Genomic DNA, 17,670 nt, shown 5'->3' with positions numbered 1-17,670 from the left:
GACGAAACACCACGCCCGGCGGGATTACTCGACCTCGTCAAGCAACCAGGTGACGACGGTTCCGATCACTGATCCAGGCGTGATCGGATCGGCAGTCAGCACGTAGAAGCCTTCCTCGACATCCAGCGGATACCGGTCTCCCAGTGCCCGCACCAGGGCCCCCGTTTTCAATGATCGGCTTACCAGGGGTTCCGCAATCAGTGCGATTCCCACGCCCTGTTCGGCGGCATCCAGTGCGAGGCTGGTCTGCGAAAAGGTTGGCCCCACGAACCGGGCGCCAGGCAGTCCGTGGACATCAAACCATCGTTTCCAGTTGTTGTGACTGTCCGAGATGAGCGGTGCCTGCACTAGATCCTGAGGCAGCCGCCAGTCGCCGAATCCGCTCAACGTTGGCGAACACACGGCAATTGCCCGACCAGGGAGCAGAAAGCTCGCGCTGGCATCGGCGAAGGGGGGGACGCCCCATCGGATGGCCATGTCGACGCTGCCTCGGCCGTGCAATGGTCGCGTAACATCCGAGGCATCTATCATGATTGAAATCTGCGGATGGTCCTCGGCTAGCCGAGCCAGACGCGGTACCAGCCAGCGACTGGCGAACGCCGCTGTGGTACTGAGCGTCAGCCGATACGGGTCCTGTTCACTTTCGCTTTGCAGCAATACCCGGGTGGCCTCTTCGATAATTCCCATGGCCAGGCGAACACGGCTCACATACTCCTGTGCAGCCAGTGTGGTGGCCAGGCCACGCGGCAAGCGGGTGAACAACTTGATACCCAGCTTGTCCTCCATGGCTCGTACCTGCTGAGCGATCGCCCCCTGCGTCACGAAGAGTTCGTCGGCTGCTGCCCTGAAACTGCCGAGTCTGGCGGTGGCCTCGAACGCAACGAGCTGATTGTGAACAGCCTGCATCATTCGGCGCGCATCAAAGGTCTTCATCTTGTGGTTTTCCTGCTGACTGTACACTCGCCAGTTCGGCGTCATGGCTTCTGGCTGGACTCTGCCGATTTGACGAAAATGCAATTGCAGCCCCAAATGAATCCGAGGAAGACGAAAGCAGCGATAGCGGTTTTTTCATGGCCAGATTAACAGCGCTGCGCCGAAGCAAGAGAGACACCCCAACTGTCACCAATCGATAGAAATTCCACTGCCATGCCTGAAGGTTTTCCAGGGTTGCCCTCGCTCAATGCGCTTCGCATGTTCGAAGTGGTTGCCCGTCATCTGAATTTCCGTCTCGCCGCCGAAGAACTCGGCGTGACCCAGGCTGCCGTCGCCCAGCAGATCCGTGGGCTGGAAGCCAGCCTCGGCATTCGCCTGTTCGAACGCCTGCCGCGCGGCCTGGGAATGACCGATGCAGGTCTGGCCTACAGTGGCAGCATTCGCAGCGCACTGGCGATGATCGACGAAGCGACGCGCCTGCTGCGACCGGAGCCGTCCCATCTGACCGTCAGCGTCACGCCAACCTTTGCCTCGAAATGGCTGATCCCGAAACTGGGGACTTTTGCCGAAAGCCATCCGGACATCGACTTGCGTGTGCTGGCAACCGACAGGCTGTCGCATTTCCATACCGACGGGGTCGATATCGCCGTTCGCTATGGGCAGCCTGCGTTCGGGGCGGGGCTGAATACCGAACTGTTGATGGAGCAGCGTGTTGTCGCCGTAGCCGGCCCCAGGCTGTTCGAAGGAAAGGGCATGCCCTCCAGTTTCGACAGTCTTCAGGAATTCCTCATGCTCCACGACGCCCATAACTTCTGGCCCGAATTCACGGCGGCATTGTTCCCCGGCCATCCGCCACCCACTGCCAAGAACATGCGTTTCAACCAGACCTCCCTGGCAATCGAGGCGGCTATCATCGGACAGGGAATCGCCTTGGCCAGCCATGCGTTCGTCAAGAACGACATCGCGGCCGGCAGACTGGTACAGGTTTTCAAACAGCAGCTGCTGCTCGACAAGGCGTTCTTTCTGGTATGGCCACGCAAGGCGCAGCAGTCGCCGGCCCTGCTTGTCGTCAAGGATTGGCTCAAGCAACAGGTATCCGATAGTTAAACTACTGTGCTGGCAAAGGCTGGCTGCCTCCCTCCACATTGATACAGCTGCTAGGGTTAATGCACTTGGGAAAGCATGATTCCCACCCCTGGAGGCCGTTATGTCAGTAGAAAAAGTAGCAATAATCACAGCCGGCGGCAGTGGCATGGGCGCGGCAGCAGCGCGACGCCTGGCAGCCGATGGTTTCAAGGTCGGTATCCTGTCTTCCTCGGGCAAGGGTGAAGCACTGGCCAAGGAACTGGGTGGCATCGGTGTGACCGGCAGCAACCAGTCGATCGATGACCTGCAACGCCTCGTGGATGCCGTGGTGGAAAAATGGGGACGCGTCGACGTGCTGGTCAACAGTGCCGGCCACGGCCCTCGTGCGCCGATTCTGGAAATCAGCGATGAAGACTGGCACAAAGGCATGGACACCTACCTGCTCAACGTTGTCCGGCCAACCCGTCTGGTTGCGCCGATCATGCAGCGCCAGCAAGGCGGGGTGATCATCAATATCTCCACCGCCTGGGTCTTCGAGCCCAGTGAGCTGTTCCCGACTTCCGCCGTATTCCGGGCCGGCCTGGCCGCGTTCAGCAAGATTTTCGCCGACAACTTCGCCAAGGATAACGTGCGCATCAACAACGTCCTTCCTGGCTGGATCGATAGCCTGCCGGCGACCGAACAGCGCCGCGACAGCGTGCCACTCAAGCGTTATGGCACCAGCGAGGAAGTCGCCGCTACCATCGCCTTTCTCGCCAGCGAGGGCGCTGCCTATATCACCGGGCAGAACATCAAGGTCGATGGCGGCGTAACGCGCAGCGTCTGATCCCCTGAGGCCGCGACGCTCGTTGCGGTCCGCTTTTCATGCAGCGGAATATCCCATGCTCGATGTCTTGTTCCAGCGCATCTGGTCGGACCTGGCAATCCCGGTCGGCGCAGAGCGCAATCCCTTTCGCCTGATGCAACTGGCGACCATTGGTCCGCAAGGATGGCCGAAATGCAGGACGGTGGTTCTTCGTAGTGTCGATCAGAACGCGGGGACACTGTGCTTTTATGCGGATCAACGCTCGGCACTATGCGCTCAATTGCTGGCTGATGAACGTGTTGCGCTGACTGCACTAAGCCCTTGCGGCGTCATGCAGGTTCGTATCGAAGGGGCGGCCAATCTGGTCGACGATCTCGCGCAGCGACAACACTGCTGGCAGCAGGCGCGAGATAGAACCCAGGCGCTGTTCAGGCATGGCGGCATTCCGGGGCAGATCATCGATACTCCCGAACAAGCCTGTGAACATCTTCAGGAAGGCTTCAAGCACTTCGCGATTATCCGCGTCCAGATGAAGTCGCTGGAGTGGCTCGATCTTTCCCGCACCATTCATCAACGGGCTCGCTTCGTGCGTCAGCAGGCGCACTGGCAGTCTTCCTGGTGCGCGCCCTGAAGCAGAACGCTCATGAACAGAATCGCAATTCACAGCGACCACGAAGTAGTCCCCGGCCCCGTTCAATTCCTACAATCTCAACCCGCCGCGTTTATATCCGTCCCTCCCAAACCCCGCTAGCATGGCCCGTCTTTGTGCATCTGAACGGATCAACCTCCATGTCCAAGGAAGACACGCCTGCCGCCAACGAACGCTGGGTGCTGGAGCCGGATGAAGTCAGGCAGCGCATGGTCGCTACGTTCCAGGGGATTCTCGGACGGCTTGACGCAGCGACCGAGCGCGAGCGACTCGTCTTGTACGGCAATGCCGTTGGCCTGCTGATTGCCCTGCGCCTGGCAGGGCTGGTGGACGACGAAGAACATCGCCGCCTGGAAGTCAGCCTGGTGGAATCGATGCGGCCGATGCAGAGCAGCTGCGTACATTGAGCTCTTGCATCAAGGCCTTCAAGACCCCTTGCGCCTACCGGATTTTCTCGTCCTGAGCATTGCGAGACGCGCTATCCCCTCTATAAGATTGCGACTCTTTCTCATTTGCCTCAGGTCGCCGCCGCCGTGCCCGCCTCCAATTCCAACAAACTGGGTTTCTTCTTCAGCGAGCACCACCGCTGGCTGCTCCAGCATATCCAGCACAGGTTGAGCAATCGCGCGGATGCGGAGGACACTGCGGCCGAGGCGTTCTGTCAGATCATTGCCGCGCGGGTCGACCCGGACAACCTTGAGCAACCCCGAGCCTATCTTTCCACCATTGCCCGTCGACTCATCTTCGATCGTCATCGCCGCCGGCGCCTGGAACAGGCCTATCTCGAACGGCTGATGCTGTTGCCCGAGGAACTGGCGCCTTCGCCGGAAGAAACCCATCTGCTGCTGGAGTCGCTGCACGCCATCGACCGCAGCCTCGCCGGCCTGCCGCTGGAGGTGAAGAAAGCCTTCCTGATGAGCCAGCTGGACGGTCTTGGCTACACGGAAATCGCCCGGCGCCTTGATGTTTCGGTGCGCACCGTGGGGCGCTACATGACCGTGGCGCTGCGCCAGTGCTACCTGAGCGGGGCGCAGCCATGAGCCGTACCGAGCTGGACCCGGTCGCCGAGGAAGCCATCGCCTGGATGGTGCGCCTGTGTTCCGGCCCCGACGATGCCCGCCAGCAGGCCCGGTTCCAGCAGTGGCTCGAAGGCAGTCCGGCCAATGCAGCGGCCTGGGCGCAGTTGCAGCGGGGGATGGGGCGCCACTACGACGTCGTGCGCCGCGCGCCGGGAAGTCTGCGCGACACCCTCTTGCAGCCGGAAACCGCCCGTCGCGACCTGTTGCGTGGCCTGGCCGGCCTCGGCCTGTTGAGCGGCGGGTTGTGGCTCGGCGGGCGCAGCGACAGCGGCCGCACGTTGATGGCCGATCTGCGCACGGGCACCGGCGAGCGACGTCGCCTGACCCTGGGCGACGGCAGCCAGCTGTTCCTGAACGCCGGCAGCGCCGTCGATATCCAGCTGTCCGCGGAACGCCGTCTGCTGCGCCTGTACCGGGGCGCCCTGGTGGTCCAGGTCGCTGCGGATCCGGCACGGCCCTTCATCGTGCGCACCGCCCAGGGTGAGGTGCGCGCCCTGGGCACCCGCTTCCTGGTCGAACAACTCGCCGATGACAGCACGCGGGTGGTGGTGCTGGAGCATGCCGTGCGCGTCTCCCTGAGCAACGGCGCACAGCGGGACCTGTCCGAAGGCCAGGCGGCGCTGCTGCGCCTGGGGCATATCGATCCGCTGCCAGCCGGGCAGGCTTACCGCGCCGATTGGGTCGAAGGTCACCTCAGCGTGCTGGACGAGCCGCTGTCGAGCCTGATCGACGCCTTGCGCCCGTACCGCTCCGGTTACATCCGGGTCAGTCCGCAGGTGCGCAACCTGCGGGTGCAGGGCGTGTTCCCCCTGGACGACAGCGAGCGCACCCTGGCCGCGCTGGCAGAAACCCAGCCGATCCGGATCAGGCGCTTCGGTCCGTGGCTGACCCTGATCGAGCCACTCTGACGGTAGTGCAAGTAAAAATTTTTCTCATTCGTGTCCGGTTTTTTGCGCTCGTCACACCTTTCTCCTGACAACGCCAACACCATCAGGAGAATCCAATTGTTCAAACCCTGGCCATTCGCTCTCGCCATCGCCCTGGCCGCCGCGCCCAGTGCCTTCGTCCGCGCCGAAGGCACTGCCGAGCAACAACTGCAGCGCTTCGACCTGCCCGCCGCCAGCCTGGCTCAGACCCTCAACGCCATCGCCCGCCAGGGTGGCCAGGTAATGTCCCTCGATCCTGCGCTGGTGGCCGGCAAGCAAGCACCGGCCATCCGCGGCGAGATGAGCGTGCAGCAGGCCCTGCAGCGAGCATTGGCGGGCAAGGGCCTGCAGGTCATCGTCACCGGCAGTGGCACGTTCAGCGTGGTGCCGGCGGTCGACGGCGCGCTGGAACTGGGGGCGACCAACGTCAACGGCATGGGCCTGGGGGAGACCACCGAAGGCAGCGGTTCCTACACCACCGGCGCGGTGACCATCGGCAAGACCCCGCAATCGCTGCGTCAGACGCCGCAGTCGGTGACCGTGGTGACGCGCAAGCTGATGGACGACAAGAACCTCGTCTCCCTCGACCAGGTCATGGCCCAGACCCCCGGGATCACCCGTGCCAACCGTGGTTACGGCAACAACCATTTCAGCTCCCGCGGCTTCGACCTGACCGATGACAGCTACATGGTCGACGGCGTGCCTGGCCAGGCATTCGCCTATACCGGCTGGATGATCCCGGACATGGCGGTGTTCGATCGTGTCGAAGTGCTGCGCGGCGCTGCCGGCCTGCTGGTGGGGGCAGGCGGTCCGGGTGGCGCGGTCAATCTGGTGCGCAAGCGGCCGACCGTCGAGCCACGCTTTTCCATCACCACCCGCGCCGGTTCCTGGGACAACTACCGCCTCGACCTCGACGCCAGCGGCAAGCTGAACGCCGAGGGCACCCTGCGCGGGCGCATGGTCGCTTCGTACGAGGATCGCGGTTCATTCATCGACGTCACTACCTCCAAGCGCCCCTTGCTGTATGGCATCGTCGAGGGCGACCTGAGCGACGCCACCACCGTGGCCGTGGGCCTGCGTCGGCAGACCTCGCGCATCGACGGCTACAGCGTCCTTGGCTTGCCGACCAATCCTGACGGCAGCAACCCGCACCTCAAGCGTTCGACCTTCCTCGGCCAGGACTGGGCCAAGCTGCAGACCCGCACCGACGAGGTGTTCGCCGACCTGAGTCATCGCTTCAATGAGAACTGGAGCAGCAAGCTGGCCTTCTCCCACTCGGAAAGCGCGTTCAACCGCAGCGCCATCGAGTGGGGCGCGGAGGATTCCCTGGAATACGGCAGCCCCACCGGGCCGATGATTTCCGGGACCGGCTTCCACAAGTTCGACAGCACGACCAACGCCGTCGATGGTCATCTGGATGGCAACTTCGAAGCCTTCGGCCTGACTCATCAGGTGTCGCTGGGCGCCAACTGGTCGAGGCGCGACATGAACGACAAGGACGGCACCGCGAAGCTGGACACCCCCTTGCCCTTGAACGTGTTCGATCCGGACCACCATCTTTTCCCGGAACCGGCGCGACCTGACTGGGCCTCCAAGGAAGACACCCTTGATACCCGCTACGGCGCCTACCTCAATGCCCGCCTGCACATGACCGAGGACCTGAGCCTTGTGCTGGGGGGGCGGTTGAGCTGGTACAAGACCGAGGTCAATGATGGCGAGCGGGTCACCACCAACGAGCAGCGGCACGAGTTCACGCCGTTCGTGGGCGCGATCTATGACCTCGATGATTCCTGGTCGCTGTACGCCAGCTATGCCGACATCTTCATGCCCCAGGCCAGTTACCGCACGGCCGCCGGCGGCATGCTCGACCCGGCCATCGGCTCCAACTACGAGACCGGGATCAAGGGCGAACTGCTGGACAAGCGCCTGAACGTCTCCTTCGCGGTGTTCTACATCGAGCAGGAAGATGTCGCCGCGCGCGACTACGAGAACACCGGCAACTGCCCGCAGGACGTTGCCGGGCGCTGTTATGTGAACAGCGACGGTATCAACCGCAGCAAGGGCTTCGAAGCCGAGGCAAGCGGCGAACTGCTGCCAGGGTTGCAGGTGGCGGCCGGCTATACCTTCAACACCACCCGCTCCTCGGAAGGTGGCCCGATTTCCGCGCAAACCCCGAAACATATGCTGCGGTTGAACACCAACTACACCCTCCCGGGTGAATGGAACCGGATCAGCGTCGGTGGCGGCGTGTCGGCGCAAAACAGCTACTACGACGCCTACAACGGCGTGAGCAACAGTGGCCGGGCGGTCTTTGATGCACGTGCGGCGTACAAGGTCGACCAGAACTGGACGGTGGGCGTGGATATCGAGAACCTGCTGGATCGCAAGTACTTCGATTCGACGGGGTACTGGACCCGGGGGACGACCTATGGGACGCCGCGCAGCTACATGTTGACGGTACGCGGGGATTTCTGAAGTCTTGTTGACATTCGGGGCTGCTCTGCGGCTCTTCGCGAGCTTGCTCACGAAGGGCCGCAGTTGGTCTGCCAGCCTCAATCCAACCCCATCCGGTACTCGATCACCCCCGGCTTCTGCGCGATCCAGTCATACAGTCGCTGCGCCGTGTGATTGCTTTCCTGGGTATGCCAGTAGAGCCGGTCGCAGCCCTTTTCCCGCGCTTGTCCCTGAACGTATTCGATCAACTGCTTGCCGATCTTCCGCCCGCGCACGCTCGGGCTGACGAACAGGTCTTCGAGGTAGCAGAAATCGTTGCGGCCCCAGGTCGAGCGGTGGAACACGTAGTGAACAAAACCATAAATGCCCGCGTCGTCCGCGGCGACTGCGCAGTACAGCGGTTCCGACGGGTCGAAGAAGCGGTTCCAGGTGGTCCGGGTGGTTTCCGGCCCGAGGTCGACTTCGTAGAAGCGCTGGTATTGCGCCCAATACACGCACCACTGTTCCCAATCACCCTGGGTCAGGGGGCGAATGGCGATCGGCTGTTGTTCAACGGTCATTGCAAAGATTCCTTGTGTGACGGAGCAGGCCGGGCGAATCATGCCCGGGGCTGATTTATAGCCGTCGAATGGCCGGAATTGACCGGCCATTTACACAAGAGTGTTCAGACCATTTTCCGCAAGATCTTCTTCAGCTTCGTCACCGCACTGCCCAGCTCAGACGGCGCATGGGCGGCGAATCCCATCAGGAAACCCTGGTCGTTGCGCGGCACGGCATACAGGCTGCCCATTCCCAGCAGGTCCACACCCACCGCCCGGGCTGCCTGCACCACGGCCTGTTCATCCAGGGGGCGGGTGAATACGCAGGGCATCTGCATGCCACCAGTGGGGACCCGGGGCACGAGGAAGTCGGACAAGTGTTTCTCTACCAGCCCGGCCAGGACATTGCGCCGCTCGCCATACAGCGTACGCATGGTCCGCACATGTGCACCGAAATGGCCGCCTTCGATGAAGCGCGCCAGGGTCAGTTGCGAGAGGGACGCTGTATGTCCGTCCTGAAGCGTGCGCGCCGCGGTCATCGGGCCGACCAGGTGCGTCGGCAGGACCATGTAGCCAATGCGCAGGCCGGGGAACAGCGACTTGGTGAAGGTGCCGATGTAGATCGTCCGCTCGTGAGGATCGAGCCCCTGCACGCAAGCGGTGGGGCGGCCGTCGTAATGGAATTCGCTGTCGTAGTCATCCTCGACTATCCAGGTGCGCTGCTGCCTGGCCCATTCGATGACGGCCAGGCGGCGGTCGAGGGACAGCGTCGCGCCGCTGGGGTATTGATGCGAGGGCGTGAGAAACACGGCTCGCGCATCCGCCGCGCGTTCGCCCAGGCCTTCCACCTGCATGCCATCGCGATCGACCGATACCGGCACGCAGCTCACGCCTGCGGCCTGCAAGGCCTTGCGCGCGCCGTGGTACATCGGGTCCTCGACGAAGACTTGCTCGTCCGCGTCCATCAGGACGCTGGCGCAGAGGCTCAAAGCCTGCTGTGAACTGGTGAGGATCAGCACCCGGTCCGCCGAGGCCCGGGCGCCGCGTTCGAGGTTGAGGTAATCGGCGATCGCCCCGCGCAGGGTCTCCATTCCTTGTGGTGCGCTGTGCAGCAAGGCCCGGGTGCCGTGTTCCCGGAGCACCTGACGTTCCAGCCGTTCCCATATCTGCAAGGGGAAATTGCGGGTCTCGGCGACGCCGGGGGCGAAGGGACGCGGATACTGGAAGTTATCCACGCCGCCACCGAGAACCATCGCCGTACCCCGGCGGCTCAGTTCAGGCTGCTGCGTGTCGACCTTGGTGCGCTGGCGCTTTCGCGTCGGCAGATGGCGGGCACGTTCCGAGACGAAACTGCCGCTGCCGACCTTGCGCTCGATGAAGCCCTCGGCATGCAACTGGCCGTAGGCGGCTTCCACGGTATCCCGCGAAACAGCCAGGGATACGGCCAGCGGGCGAGTGGCCGGCAATGGCTTGCCCACCGCCAATGCGCCGTCGAGGATCAGTTGGCGAATGGCGCGCTGGATACGCACGTGCAGGGACTGGGCGCCGTGGGCCGGATCGTTGATCCAGGCCTTGACCGATTCCAGCTGGGCATTCTTGAACATGGGGCGGCTCTTCATCCATGAATGATTTGGAAATATCCCCGCCATTCTAAGGAAACAAACCCATCCCATCCTGTTAGTGTGATTGTCGCGACAACCACCAGTAAAAACGCCGGCTCACCAATGCGGCGCAGGTCGCTGGCTGAAGGCGGAATCACGCTGTTCCGTTTGATTGTCTCATCCATGATCTACAAAAGGATTTGAAACATGTACGCAAAGCTTCTCGCTGCAGCCCTCGTTTTCGCAGCACCCATGGCCGCCATGGCCGCCACCTCCGTGACCATCGACGCCAACGCCAACTGCATTTCCAGCCCGTTCGGGCCGACGGCCTATGGCACGGCGGTAAAGATCCCGCTGGATGCCGGCCGCTACGTCTTTTCGCTGGTCTCGAACACCATGAGCTGCTCCAACGGCGACCTGTCGAACGGCTGCCTGGCGGATTCGGTGTTTCTCCAGGGTGGCTGGGGTAATGCACGCTGGGGCACGATGGTGTCGGCCAAGCCGACGGTGGTCGATATGCCCCAGACTGCCAACCTCTTTGCCTATATCGGCGATGACGGCTGCCAGAACAACACCGGCACGGCACAGATCCTGATCCAGCAAGCCAACTGACGCGTCACCGCGCACAGCCAGTGACGGCTGTGCGCCACCTTTACCGTGCGAAGATGACGTAGCTCTTGCGCACGGTCTCGCGGATCGTCCAGGTGCCCTGGCAATCCGGCGGGAAGCACAGCGTGTCGCCACTGCGGAACGCCAGGGGCTCCCCGCCATCAGGGGTGAAGCTGCCGTCGCCGCTGATGATGTAGCTGTACTCCGCCTCCTTGATCCCGCGGCGAAAGCTGCCGGGCGTGCATTCCCAGATTCCGGTTTCGGCTGCTGTGCCTTGCAGGTTGTATTCGCCAGCGGTGCGCGCCTGGGCGATGGGTTCGCCGATGGGCTGGCCCACCGGGACGGGATTGCTGAACTGTTGATCTTCGACGGCTTTCAAGACGATCGGGTGCATCGGGATACTCCTCAGGAAATGGCATCGAGCAAACGGTACCAGGCGATGCCGACGCCCAGGTATAAGCGCTGCAGGTCGTGGAAGGGTATGGGGCGGATCGGTGTGACCGGGAACGGGAAATTCCGCTCCTTGCCCAGCAGGCGCTGTGCCAGATGCCGCCCGAGACTGCTGGCCATGGCGATGCCACGGCCGTTGTAACCGAGCAGGATGCTCAGGTTCGGCGCTGGTTCATGCAGGTGCGGCATGAAGTCCTGGGTCAGGGCGACGCGGCCGCTCCACTGGTACTCGAACTCGACCCCGGCCAGTTGTGGGAACAGCGTCAGCACGGAGCGCCGCAGGTGTTGCCAGTCTGCTGCCGAGCGTGGCTCGGCGAATGGGCCGCGTCCGCCGAGCAACAGGCGGCCGCTGGCGTCTTGCTTGAAGTAAAGGAGCAGTCGTCGGGCGTCGGAGCACACCTCTCCATTGGGTAGCACGCTCTGGCGCAGGTCCTCCGAAAGCGGCTTGGTGGCGACGATGAAGCTGTTGGCTGCCAATACGGTCTGGCGCAGGCTGGGCCAGAGGTTGTCGGTGTAGCCGTTGGTGGCGAGCACCACGTGTTCGGCCTGCACCCGTTGTTGCTGGTGGGTGGTCAGTAGCCAACGGCCGTCTTCGCGGCGCAGGTCGGTGACCCGGTTGTGCCCGTGCAACTGCACGCCCTCGGCGAGTGCCGCATGGGCCAGGCCGCGAGCATAGCTCAGCGGCTGCACGCTGCCGGCGCGCGGATCGACCCAGGCGCCGAGGTAGTCGGTGCTGCCGATGCGGCGGGTGACGCTGGCCTGGTCGAGCATCTCCACCGGCACGCCTTGCTGGCGCCATTGCTCGGCGCGCCGCTCGATGGCGCGCATGGCGGAGGGTGAGGCTGCCGGTTGAATCCAGCCTTTGCGCGTGGCGTCGCAGTCGATGCCGTAGTGTCCGATCAGTTCGAACACCTCGTCGGCGGCGTGCCCGGCCACATGGATCAAGCGCTCGGCCTGCTCGCCGCCGAACATTCTGCGTAGGTCATCAGGATCGTGCTTGAGCCCGGGAATCACCTGCCCGCCATTGCGTCCCGATGCGCCCCAGCCGGGCTCGCCAGCATCCAGCACGCAGACCCGGGCGCCGCCGCGGGCCAGGTGCAGGGCGGTGACCAGCCCGGTGTAGCCGGCACCGACAATGGCCACGTCGACCCGCAGGTTATCCCGCAGCGGTGGTGTCGCCGGCCCGGCGATGGCGGTCGCGGCCCACAGTGATGGGGGCAGGGGCAGCCGTTGCATGTTCATGCCAGGCCCCCTTCGGTATTCAGCAGGCGCCGGAGGAATTCCTGGGTGCGCGGTTGTTGCGGCGCACCGAGTACGTCCTTGGCCGCGCCCTCCTCGACGATTCGTCCGCCATAAAGGAAGCAGACCTTGTCGGCGACCTCGCGGGCGAAGCCCATCTCGTGGGTCACCACCACCATGGTCATGCCTTCGGCGGCGAGGGTGCGCATCACCGTCAGCACTTCGCCGACCAGCTCGGGGTCGAGGGCGGAGGTGGGTTCATCGAAGAGGATCGCCTTCGGCCGCATGGCCAGGGCGCGGGCGATTGCCACCCGCTGCTGCTGGCCGCCGGACAGCTCGTCCGGGTAGGCATCCATGCGATGGCTGAGACCGACTTTCTCCAGCAGGGCGCGGGCATGTTCGCGGGCCGCGTCCGGGTGCTCCTTCTTCACGTACACCGGACCTTCCATCACGTTCTGCAGAGCGGTGCGGTGGGGGAACAGGTTGAAGCGCTGGAACACCATGGCCACCTGGGTACGGATCTCATGGATGGTTCTGGCATTCCGGTCGACCCGCTCGCTGCTCACGAGGATCTCGCCGCCTTCGTAGGTTTCCAGGCCGTTGATACAGCGCAAAAGGGTGGACTTGCCCGAGCCGGAGGGGCCGATCAGGCATACCACCTGGCCGCTCTCGACGTTCAGGTCGATGCCTTCCAGCACCCGGGTGCTGCCGTAGCTCTTGTGCAGGGACTTGATGTCGATCATGGCTTCTTCCTCGTGGCGATCCGCGCTTCGAGGCGGCGCAGGGCATACGACAGTGGCAGGCTCAGGGCCAGGTAGAGCAGGGCCACCAGGGTGTAGACGGTCATGTTCTCGAAGGTCGAGGAGGCGATCAGCTGTCCGGCGCGGGTCATTTCCGCGACGGTGATGGTGGACACCAGCGACGAGTCCTTGAGCATCATCACCAGGGTGTTGCCGTAGGGCGGCAGGGCGATGCGGAAGGCCTGGGGCAGGACCACCCGACGCATGATCATCGGCCCGCGCATGCCGATGGACTCGGCGGCCTCGATCTGGCCCTGCTGGATGGCCTGGATGCCGGCGCGGAAGTTCTCCGCCTGGTACGCCGAGTAGGCGATGCCCAGGCCGATGATGCCGGCCTGCAGCGCCGTGAGCTGCACGCCGAATTCCGGCAGGACGAAGTAGATGTAGAACAGCTGCACGATGATCGGCAGGCCGCGGATGATGTTGACCACGCTGATGCCGAACAGGGCGACGGCGCGCACCTTCGACACCATCATCAGGGCGAAGGCCAGGCCGATGAGCGAGCTGAGCAGGAACGAGGCGATCGTGACCTGCACGGTGACCACCGCGCCACTCAAAAGAATGGGCAGGAAGTCCAGGGCGTTCTGGAGAAACATGGGATTGGTCCGTGAGTGCGAATCAGGAAAGCGCGCCCGCGCGGGGCGCGTGAAGGGGGGACGGTCAGTCGAGGTGCCACTTGTCGATGATCGCCGCCAGGGTGCCGTCGGCCTTGATGCTGGCGATGCCCTGGTTGACCCGGCTGAGCATTTCGCTGTCGCCCTGGCGCAGGATGATGCACACCTGGCCTTTGATCCGGGGCTGGTAGCTGTCCACCAGGCGCGCCTTTTTCAGGGTGCCCTTGGACATCTGGTAGGCGAGGATCGGGTGGTCGCCAAAGCCGGCCTTGATCCGGCCCAGGGCCAGGTCGCGGGTGAGGTCGGCCAGCGAATCGTAGCCGCGCACCTCCTTGAAGATTCCGCGTTTGTTCAACTCGTCGATGAAGATGGTGCCGACCTGGGCGCCGACTACTTCGCCCTTGAAGTCATCCATGCTGGTGTAGGCCTTGTCGTCACTGTCGCTGACGATCAGGCCTTCGCCGTATTCGAACACCGGGTCGGAGTACTGAACGACCTTTTCCCGTTCCGGGGTGCGCAGCATGGCAGCGGAGATCAGATCGATCTTGCGTGCGGTCAGCGAGGGGATCAGGGCGGCGAAGGTGGTCTGGGCGATCTCCACTTCGAAGCCGGCGGCCTTGGCCACGGCCTGGGCCGAGTCGACCATCATGCCCTGGATGCTGTTGCTCTTGACGTCGAGGAAGGTGAAGGGAATGCCGGTGGCGGTGGCGCCGACCTTGTAGGTCTCGGCTTGGGCGACCAGCGAGGTTGCGCAGCTGGCCGCGAGGGCGATGGCGCAGGTAAACACACGAAGGCGAGGATGCATGGTGATTACTCCCATTTGACGCGGTTTTTTATAGTTGTGCGTTATGGATGGCCTCATGAGCGGCAGGAGGCAGTGAAATCACCATAATGTGATTTACATAAATCGTAAAGAGATTTATAAGTATCGATTATCGATATTCAAATCCCGGTTTCAGGACGAAAGATGAGCGAAAACGACAATAACAACAGCCTGTTCAACCAGTCGCTGGAGAAGGGCCTGGCCGTACTGCGAGGCTTCAACGCGCGCAATCGCACCATGAACCTGGCCGAGGTGGCCGAGGCTGCGGGGATCAACAAGAGCTCGGCGCAGCGCATGATCCATACCCTCGAAGCCCTCGGCTACGTCAGCAAGCACCCGGTGACCAAGCGCTTCCAACTGACCCCCCACGTCATGGAAATCGGCTACAACTACCTCGCTGCCGACACCTTGGTGGACGTCGCCAACCCCTTTCTCGCCGAGCTGGCGCAGACCACCGGGGAGACCACCAACCTGACCGAGCCGGTGCGCAGCGACATGCTCTACGTCGCGCGTTTCGTCGGACCCAAGTTCATTCCCATCCACCTGCCGATCGGCAGCCGCATCCCCATGTACTGCACTGCGTCCGGGCGCGCCTACCTGAGCGCCCTGGAGGACGATGAGGTCATGGCCTTGCTGGAACAGAGCGATATCGCCAGCCATACCCAGTTCACCCGCACGTCTCTGGACGAGATCCTCGGCGAGATTGCCGAGATCCGCCGCAAGGGCTATGCGATCAACAGCGAGGAACTATTCCTCGGTGACATGGCGGTGGCGGCCGTAGTGCGCAACAGCCAGGGCCGTCCGGTGGCCTCGGTGCACGTGGTGGCGCCCACCAGTCGCTGGACGCCCGAGGAAGCGGAGCGCCGCCTGGCACCGGCGGCGTTGGAATGTGCGCGGGCGATCAGTACGTCGATCAGGACGCTGTAAGGCTGATCCAGCGCAGCACGCTGGAAACGCGTGATGGCATTGTGCTTGACGCTAGTCGTGCCGGCCCTAGACTGGGCCGCATTCCTTGTGGAGTCGGGTATATGGATTCTTCGCGTTGTCCGGACGGCAGCCCTCGCCGTCCGCCGTTTTCGCGCCTGCCGGTGGCGATCGACCTGGCGCCGCTGCTGGCGGCGCTGGCGGAGATCGACGAAGGGCAATGGCAGGCGCATTTCAACCAGGGCTACTACGACGGCGACTGGAGTGGCGTCGCCCTGATTTCCCCGGCCGATGCCGTGAGCGAACTGACCCATGGCGAGGGGCCCGCCGTCGAGCGCCAGCCATGGCTGCGCGATCCGCGCTGGCGCCAGGGGCTCGCTGCGCTGGACGTGGAAATCCGCAATGCCCGACTCATGCGCCTCGGGCCTGATAGCCATATCCACGAACATCGCGACTACGACCTCGGTGGCCCGGATGCCGACATGCGCCTGCATGTGCCACTGCTTGCCCCTGTGCAGGTGGACTTCCTCCTGGAAAACCGCCGGGTGCCGATGCAGGCCGGGGAGTGCTGGTTCCTCGACCTGGACCGGGCGCACAGCGTCGACAACCATGACAGCAGCCCGCGGGTCCACCTGGTCATCGACGTGCGCCCCGGCCCCTGGTTGGATGCGGCCATCGAAACCGGCCTGGCGACCACGCCGCCCGCCGGCATCGGTCGCCAGGCCGCCGCCTTCGCCGGTTTCGCCCAATGGCTGGCGGGCAACCCGCCAGCCAGCGCGCAGTTGCAAGCGCTGCGCGACAGCGAGGCCTTCATCGAGCGCACCCTGGCGTTGGCGGCCGAGCAGGGCTTCGTCTTCACCCGCGCGCAAGTACGCGCCGCCATGCGCCAGGGGCGCAGTAGCTGGAGAGATCAATGGAAAGCCTGAACCTGCGCGGCTGGTTGCCGATTCGTATCTGGCAAGAGGCGGATGAATGGCGGGTCGACTGGTGCTGGTTTGGCGAGCAGCGCCTGGAGCAGCCGTTCTTCCGTGATTCGGTGGACGACGCCCTGCGCCTGCCGTTCAACCAGGCCTTGCGCCGCCAGACCTCGCTGGAAGCACTGAGCCAGTGGCAGGCGCAAAGCCCTGGCGTGCCACCGCGCGCGTTCATCTACCACGCCTCGCGCTGCGGCTCGACCCTGCTGGGCCAGATGCTCTCGCGCCTGCCCAGCCTGGTGGTGCTGTCCGAGCCGCCACCCCTCGACACGCTGCTGCGCATCGACCTGCCCGACGCGCAGCGCAAGGCGGCACTGTGCGGCCTGCTCTCGGCCTATGGCCAGGTGCGCAGTGGCGCGGAGCGGGCGCTGGTGATCAAGCTGGATGCCTGGAATATTCGTGAGCGGGCACTGCTGCGCGAATGTTTCCCGGAGGTGCCGTGGTTGTACCTGTACCGCGAGCCGGTGGAAATCGCCGTGTCGCACATGCGCCAGGGCGGCATGCAGATGGTTCCCGGCCTGATCGGTTCGGCCTGGCTCGATGGCGACGGTACACCTGCCAAGCGCGAGGAGGAAATCGCCCGCCGCCTGGGCCTGATGCTCGGTGCCGCGGTGGAGCACTGCCGTGCAGAGGGCAACCTGCTGCTCAACTACAGCGAACTGCCGGCGGCGATGCACGGCCATCTGGCGGATTTCTTCGGTCTGGCACCGGAGGAAGCGGAACTGGCCCACGCCGCCGCCGCACGCAATGCCAAGCACCCCGGGCAGGCCTTCGTCGCCGATAGCCAGGGCAAGCGCGACGAGGCTTCGCCGGCGGTACGGGAGCAGGTCGAAGCGTGGGCGCGCCAGCCTTACCTGGCACTGGAGGCGCTGCGCCTGGCGGCGCGCTGACGCGGCGGACGGTCGCCACCCGCGCCAGCGTCGAGGGTGGCGTCAGGGCTTGTGGATATGGGCGACGATCTCGTCCTTGATCTTCAGGCGCTCCTTGCGCAGGCGGTTGACCTCGTCATCTGCGCTGGCGCTTTCCTCGGCCTCGATGACTTCCCGGTCCTTGCGCAGGTAATCCTCCTCCAGGGTGCTGAGCCGTGCATCCTTCTTCTTGTGTGCCTCGAATTCTTCCGCGGTCACTCCCAGGTCGGCGTACAGATTGTGCTTGACCGGCATAC

20 protein-coding genes are annotated in these 17,670 nt (G+C 63.9%); 11 read left to right on the top strand and 9 right to left on the bottom strand.

The window, feature by feature from the left end:
• Positions 1-24 precede the first annotated feature (24 nt).
• Complete coding sequence (locus tag AC5QPF_RS23960; RefSeq protein ID WP_494960201.1) at positions 25-933, bottom strand: LysR substrate-binding domain-containing protein; 909 nt, start codon at positions 931-933, stop codon at positions 25-27.
• Between the two features lie 213 nt (positions 934-1,146).
• Here AC5QPF_RS23960 and AC5QPF_RS23955 point away from each other — a divergent pair, with 213 nt between their 5' ends.
• The 7 genes from AC5QPF_RS23955 (at position 1,147) to AC5QPF_RS23925 (ending at position 7,953) form a co-directional block, all read left to right on the top strand.
• Positions 1,147-2,040: a LysR substrate-binding domain-containing protein gene (locus AC5QPF_RS23955; RefSeq protein WP_494960200.1), complete on the top strand. Its 894-nt coding sequence runs from the start codon at positions 1,147-1,149 to the stop codon at positions 2,038-2,040.
• 100 nt (positions 2,041-2,140) lie between these two features.
• Positions 2,141-2,845, top strand: coding sequence for an SDR family oxidoreductase (locus tag AC5QPF_RS23950; RefSeq protein ID WP_494960199.1), 705 nt, complete (start codon positions 2,141-2,143; stop codon positions 2,843-2,845).
• A gap of 55 nt (positions 2,846-2,900) precedes the next feature.
• The gene (locus AC5QPF_RS23945) at positions 2,901-3,455 is read left to right on the top strand and encodes a pyridoxamine 5'-phosphate oxidase family protein (RefSeq protein WP_494960198.1); all 555 of its coding nucleotides are present in this window, start codon (positions 2,901-2,903) and stop codon (positions 3,453-3,455) included.
• A 158-nt stretch (positions 3,456-3,613) separates the two neighbouring features.
• Entirely contained in the window at positions 3,614-3,880 is a 267-nt protein-coding gene (locus AC5QPF_RS23940) for a hypothetical protein (protein ID WP_494960197.1), read from the top strand.
• A 126-nt stretch (positions 3,881-4,006) separates the two neighbouring features.
• Entirely contained in the window at positions 4,007-4,513 is a 507-nt protein-coding gene (locus AC5QPF_RS23935; RefSeq protein ID WP_494960196.1) for a sigma-70 family RNA polymerase sigma factor, read from the top strand.
• Positions 4,510-5,460 (top strand): FecR domain-containing protein, encoded by a 951-nt coding sequence (locus AC5QPF_RS23930; RefSeq protein WP_494960195.1) that lies wholly within the window; start codon positions 4,510-4,512, stop codon positions 5,458-5,460. Before AC5QPF_RS23935 ends, AC5QPF_RS23930 begins: the two co-directional genes overlap by 4 nt.
• A 96-nt stretch (positions 5,461-5,556) precedes the next feature.
• Positions 5,557-7,953 carry a TonB-dependent siderophore receptor gene (locus AC5QPF_RS23925; RefSeq protein ID WP_494960194.1) on the top strand — a complete coding sequence of 799 codons (2,397 nt, stop codon included), beginning with the start codon at positions 5,557-5,559 and terminating at the stop codon, positions 7,951-7,953.
• A gap of 77 nt (positions 7,954-8,030) precedes the next feature.
• Here AC5QPF_RS23925 and AC5QPF_RS23920 read toward each other — a convergent pair whose 3' ends face one another.
• Together AC5QPF_RS23920 and pdxR are read right to left on the bottom strand one after the other, a co-directional pair.
• Complete coding sequence (locus AC5QPF_RS23920) at positions 8,031-8,492, bottom strand: GNAT family N-acetyltransferase (RefSeq protein ID WP_494960193.1); 462 nt, start codon at positions 8,490-8,492, stop codon at positions 8,031-8,033.
• A gap of 104 nt (positions 8,493-8,596) precedes the next feature.
• Positions 8,597-10,075: a MocR-like pyridoxine biosynthesis transcription factor PdxR gene (gene pdxR / locus AC5QPF_RS23915; protein ID WP_494960192.1), complete on the bottom strand. Its 1,479-nt coding sequence runs from the start codon at positions 10,073-10,075 to the stop codon at positions 8,597-8,599.
• Positions 10,076-10,279: 204 nt separating this feature from the next.
• On the opposite strand from pdxR, the gene AC5QPF_RS23910 reads away from it, so the two are divergent.
• Entirely contained in the window at positions 10,280-10,684 is a 405-nt protein-coding gene (locus tag AC5QPF_RS23910; RefSeq protein ID WP_494960191.1) for a hypothetical protein, read from the top strand.
• Positions 10,685-10,724: 40 nt separating this feature from the next.
• Here the strand turns inward: AC5QPF_RS23910 and AC5QPF_RS23905 are convergent, their stop codons facing one another.
• The 5 genes from AC5QPF_RS23905 to AC5QPF_RS23885 form a co-directional block, all read right to left on the bottom strand.
• The gene (locus tag AC5QPF_RS23905; protein WP_494960190.1) at positions 10,725-11,075 is read right to left on the bottom strand and encodes a cupin domain-containing protein; all 351 of its coding nucleotides are present in this window, start codon (positions 11,073-11,075) and stop codon (positions 10,725-10,727) included.
• 11 nt (positions 11,076-11,086) lie between these two features.
• The gene (locus AC5QPF_RS23900) at positions 11,087-12,373 is read right to left on the bottom strand and encodes an FAD-dependent oxidoreductase (protein ID WP_494960189.1); all 1,287 of its coding nucleotides are present in this window, start codon (positions 12,371-12,373) and stop codon (positions 11,087-11,089) included.
• The gene (locus AC5QPF_RS23895; protein ID WP_494960188.1) at positions 12,370-13,113 is read right to left on the bottom strand and encodes an ATP-binding cassette domain-containing protein; all 744 of its coding nucleotides are present in this window, start codon (positions 13,111-13,113) and stop codon (positions 12,370-12,372) included. Before AC5QPF_RS23895 ends, AC5QPF_RS23900 begins: the two co-directional genes overlap by 4 nt.
• Positions 13,110-13,766: an ABC transporter permease subunit gene (locus AC5QPF_RS23890; protein ID WP_494960187.1), complete on the bottom strand. Its 657-nt coding sequence runs from the start codon at positions 13,764-13,766 to the stop codon at positions 13,110-13,112. The genes AC5QPF_RS23895 and AC5QPF_RS23890 overlap by 4 nt, the downstream gene beginning before the upstream one ends.
• Positions 13,767-13,830: 64 nt before the next feature.
• A complete protein-coding gene (locus AC5QPF_RS23885; protein ID WP_494960186.1) occupies positions 13,831-14,589 on the bottom strand; it encodes a transporter substrate-binding domain-containing protein in 759 nt (252 codons plus the stop codon).
• Positions 14,590-14,751: 162 nt separating this feature from the next.
• On the opposite strand from AC5QPF_RS23885, the gene AC5QPF_RS23880 reads away from it, so the two are divergent.
• The 3 genes from AC5QPF_RS23880 to AC5QPF_RS23870 all read left to right on the top strand — a co-directional run bounded on the left by AC5QPF_RS23880 (position 14,752) and on the right by AC5QPF_RS23870 (position 17,395).
• Positions 14,752-15,534, top strand: coding sequence for an IclR family transcriptional regulator domain-containing protein (locus tag AC5QPF_RS23880; RefSeq protein ID WP_494960185.1), 783 nt, complete (start codon positions 14,752-14,754; stop codon positions 15,532-15,534).
• A gap of 101 nt (positions 15,535-15,635) precedes the next feature.
• The gene (locus AC5QPF_RS23875) at positions 15,636-16,457 is read left to right on the top strand and encodes an aspartyl/asparaginyl beta-hydroxylase domain-containing protein (protein ID WP_494960184.1); all 822 of its coding nucleotides are present in this window, start codon (positions 15,636-15,638) and stop codon (positions 16,455-16,457) included.
• Positions 16,445-17,395 carry a sulfotransferase family protein gene (locus AC5QPF_RS23870; protein WP_494960183.1) on the top strand — a complete coding sequence of 317 codons (951 nt, stop codon included), beginning with the start codon at positions 16,445-16,447 and terminating at the stop codon, positions 17,393-17,395. The genes AC5QPF_RS23875 and AC5QPF_RS23870 overlap by 13 nt, the downstream gene beginning before the upstream one ends.
• 42 nt (positions 17,396-17,437) lie before the next feature.
• Here AC5QPF_RS23870 and AC5QPF_RS23865 read toward each other — a convergent pair whose 3' ends face one another.
• Entirely contained in the window at positions 17,438-17,668 is a 231-nt protein-coding gene (locus AC5QPF_RS23865) for a DUF465 domain-containing protein (protein WP_494960182.1), read from the bottom strand.
• Positions 17,669-17,670: the final 2 nt, after the last annotated feature.

The organism is Pseudomonas sp. Con_6, assembly GCF_059379395.1.
Note: the sequence above shows the minus strand (reverse complement) of the source record. Positions and strands in the feature narration are given on the sequence as shown.

What these genes read in the sequence shown, in the direction of transcription:
- AC5QPF_RS23910 (WP_494960191.1), top strand. Translation starts at nt 10,280, where the DNA reads ATGTACGCAAAGCTTCTCGCTGCAGCCCTCGTTTTCGCAGCACCCATG.
- AC5QPF_RS23920 (WP_494960193.1), bottom strand. Translation starts at nt 8,492, where the DNA reads ATGACCGTTGAACAACAGCCGATCGCCATTCGCCCCCTGACCCAGGGT.
- AC5QPF_RS23955 (WP_494960200.1), top strand. Translation starts at nt 1,147, where the DNA reads ATGCCTGAAGGTTTTCCAGGGTTGCCCTCGCTCAATGCGCTTCGCATG.
- AC5QPF_RS23930 (WP_494960195.1), top strand. Translation starts at nt 4,510, where the DNA reads ATGAGCCGTACCGAGCTGGACCCGGTCGCCGAGGAAGCCATCGCCTGG.
- AC5QPF_RS23905 (WP_494960190.1), bottom strand. Translation starts at nt 11,075, where the DNA reads ATGCACCCGATCGTCTTGAAAGCCGTCGAAGATCAACAGTTCAGCAAT.
- AC5QPF_RS23940 (WP_494960197.1), top strand. Translation starts at nt 3,614, where the DNA reads ATGTCCAAGGAAGACACGCCTGCCGCCAACGAACGCTGGGTGCTGGAG.
- AC5QPF_RS23875 (WP_494960184.1), top strand. Translation starts at nt 15,636, where the DNA reads ATGGATTCTTCGCGTTGTCCGGACGGCAGCCCTCGCCGTCCGCCGTTT.
- pdxR (WP_494960192.1), bottom strand. Translation starts at nt 10,075, where the DNA reads ATGTTCAAGAATGCCCAGCTGGAATCGGTCAAGGCCTGGATCAACGAT.
- AC5QPF_RS23865 (WP_494960182.1), bottom strand. Translation starts at nt 17,668, where the DNA reads ATGCCGGTCAAGCACAATCTGTACGCCGACCTGGGAGTGACCGCGGAA.
- AC5QPF_RS23885 (WP_494960186.1), bottom strand. Translation starts at nt 14,589, where the DNA reads ATGCATCCTCGCCTTCGTGTGTTTACCTGCGCCATCGCCCTCGCGGCC.
- AC5QPF_RS23900 (WP_494960189.1), bottom strand. Translation starts at nt 12,373, where the DNA reads ATGAACATGCAACGGCTGCCCCTGCCCCCATCACTGTGGGCCGCGACC.
- AC5QPF_RS23895 (WP_494960188.1), bottom strand. Translation starts at nt 13,113, where the DNA reads ATGATCGACATCAAGTCCCTGCACAAGAGCTACGGCAGCACCCGGGTG.
- AC5QPF_RS23945 (WP_494960198.1), top strand. Translation starts at nt 2,901, where the DNA reads ATGCTCGATGTCTTGTTCCAGCGCATCTGGTCGGACCTGGCAATCCCG.
- AC5QPF_RS23890 (WP_494960187.1), bottom strand. Translation starts at nt 13,766, where the DNA reads ATGTTTCTCCAGAACGCCCTGGACTTCCTGCCCATTCTTTTGAGTGGC.
- AC5QPF_RS23960 (WP_494960201.1), bottom strand. Translation starts at nt 933, where the DNA reads ATGAAGACCTTTGATGCGCGCCGAATGATGCAGGCTGTTCACAATCAG.
- AC5QPF_RS23880 (WP_494960185.1), top strand. Translation starts at nt 14,752, where the DNA reads ATGAGCGAAAACGACAATAACAACAGCCTGTTCAACCAGTCGCTGGAG.
- AC5QPF_RS23950 (WP_494960199.1), top strand. Translation starts at nt 2,141, where the DNA reads ATGTCAGTAGAAAAAGTAGCAATAATCACAGCCGGCGGCAGTGGCATG.
- AC5QPF_RS23870 (WP_494960183.1), top strand. Translation starts at nt 16,445, where the DNA reads ATGGAAAGCCTGAACCTGCGCGGCTGGTTGCCGATTCGTATCTGGCAA.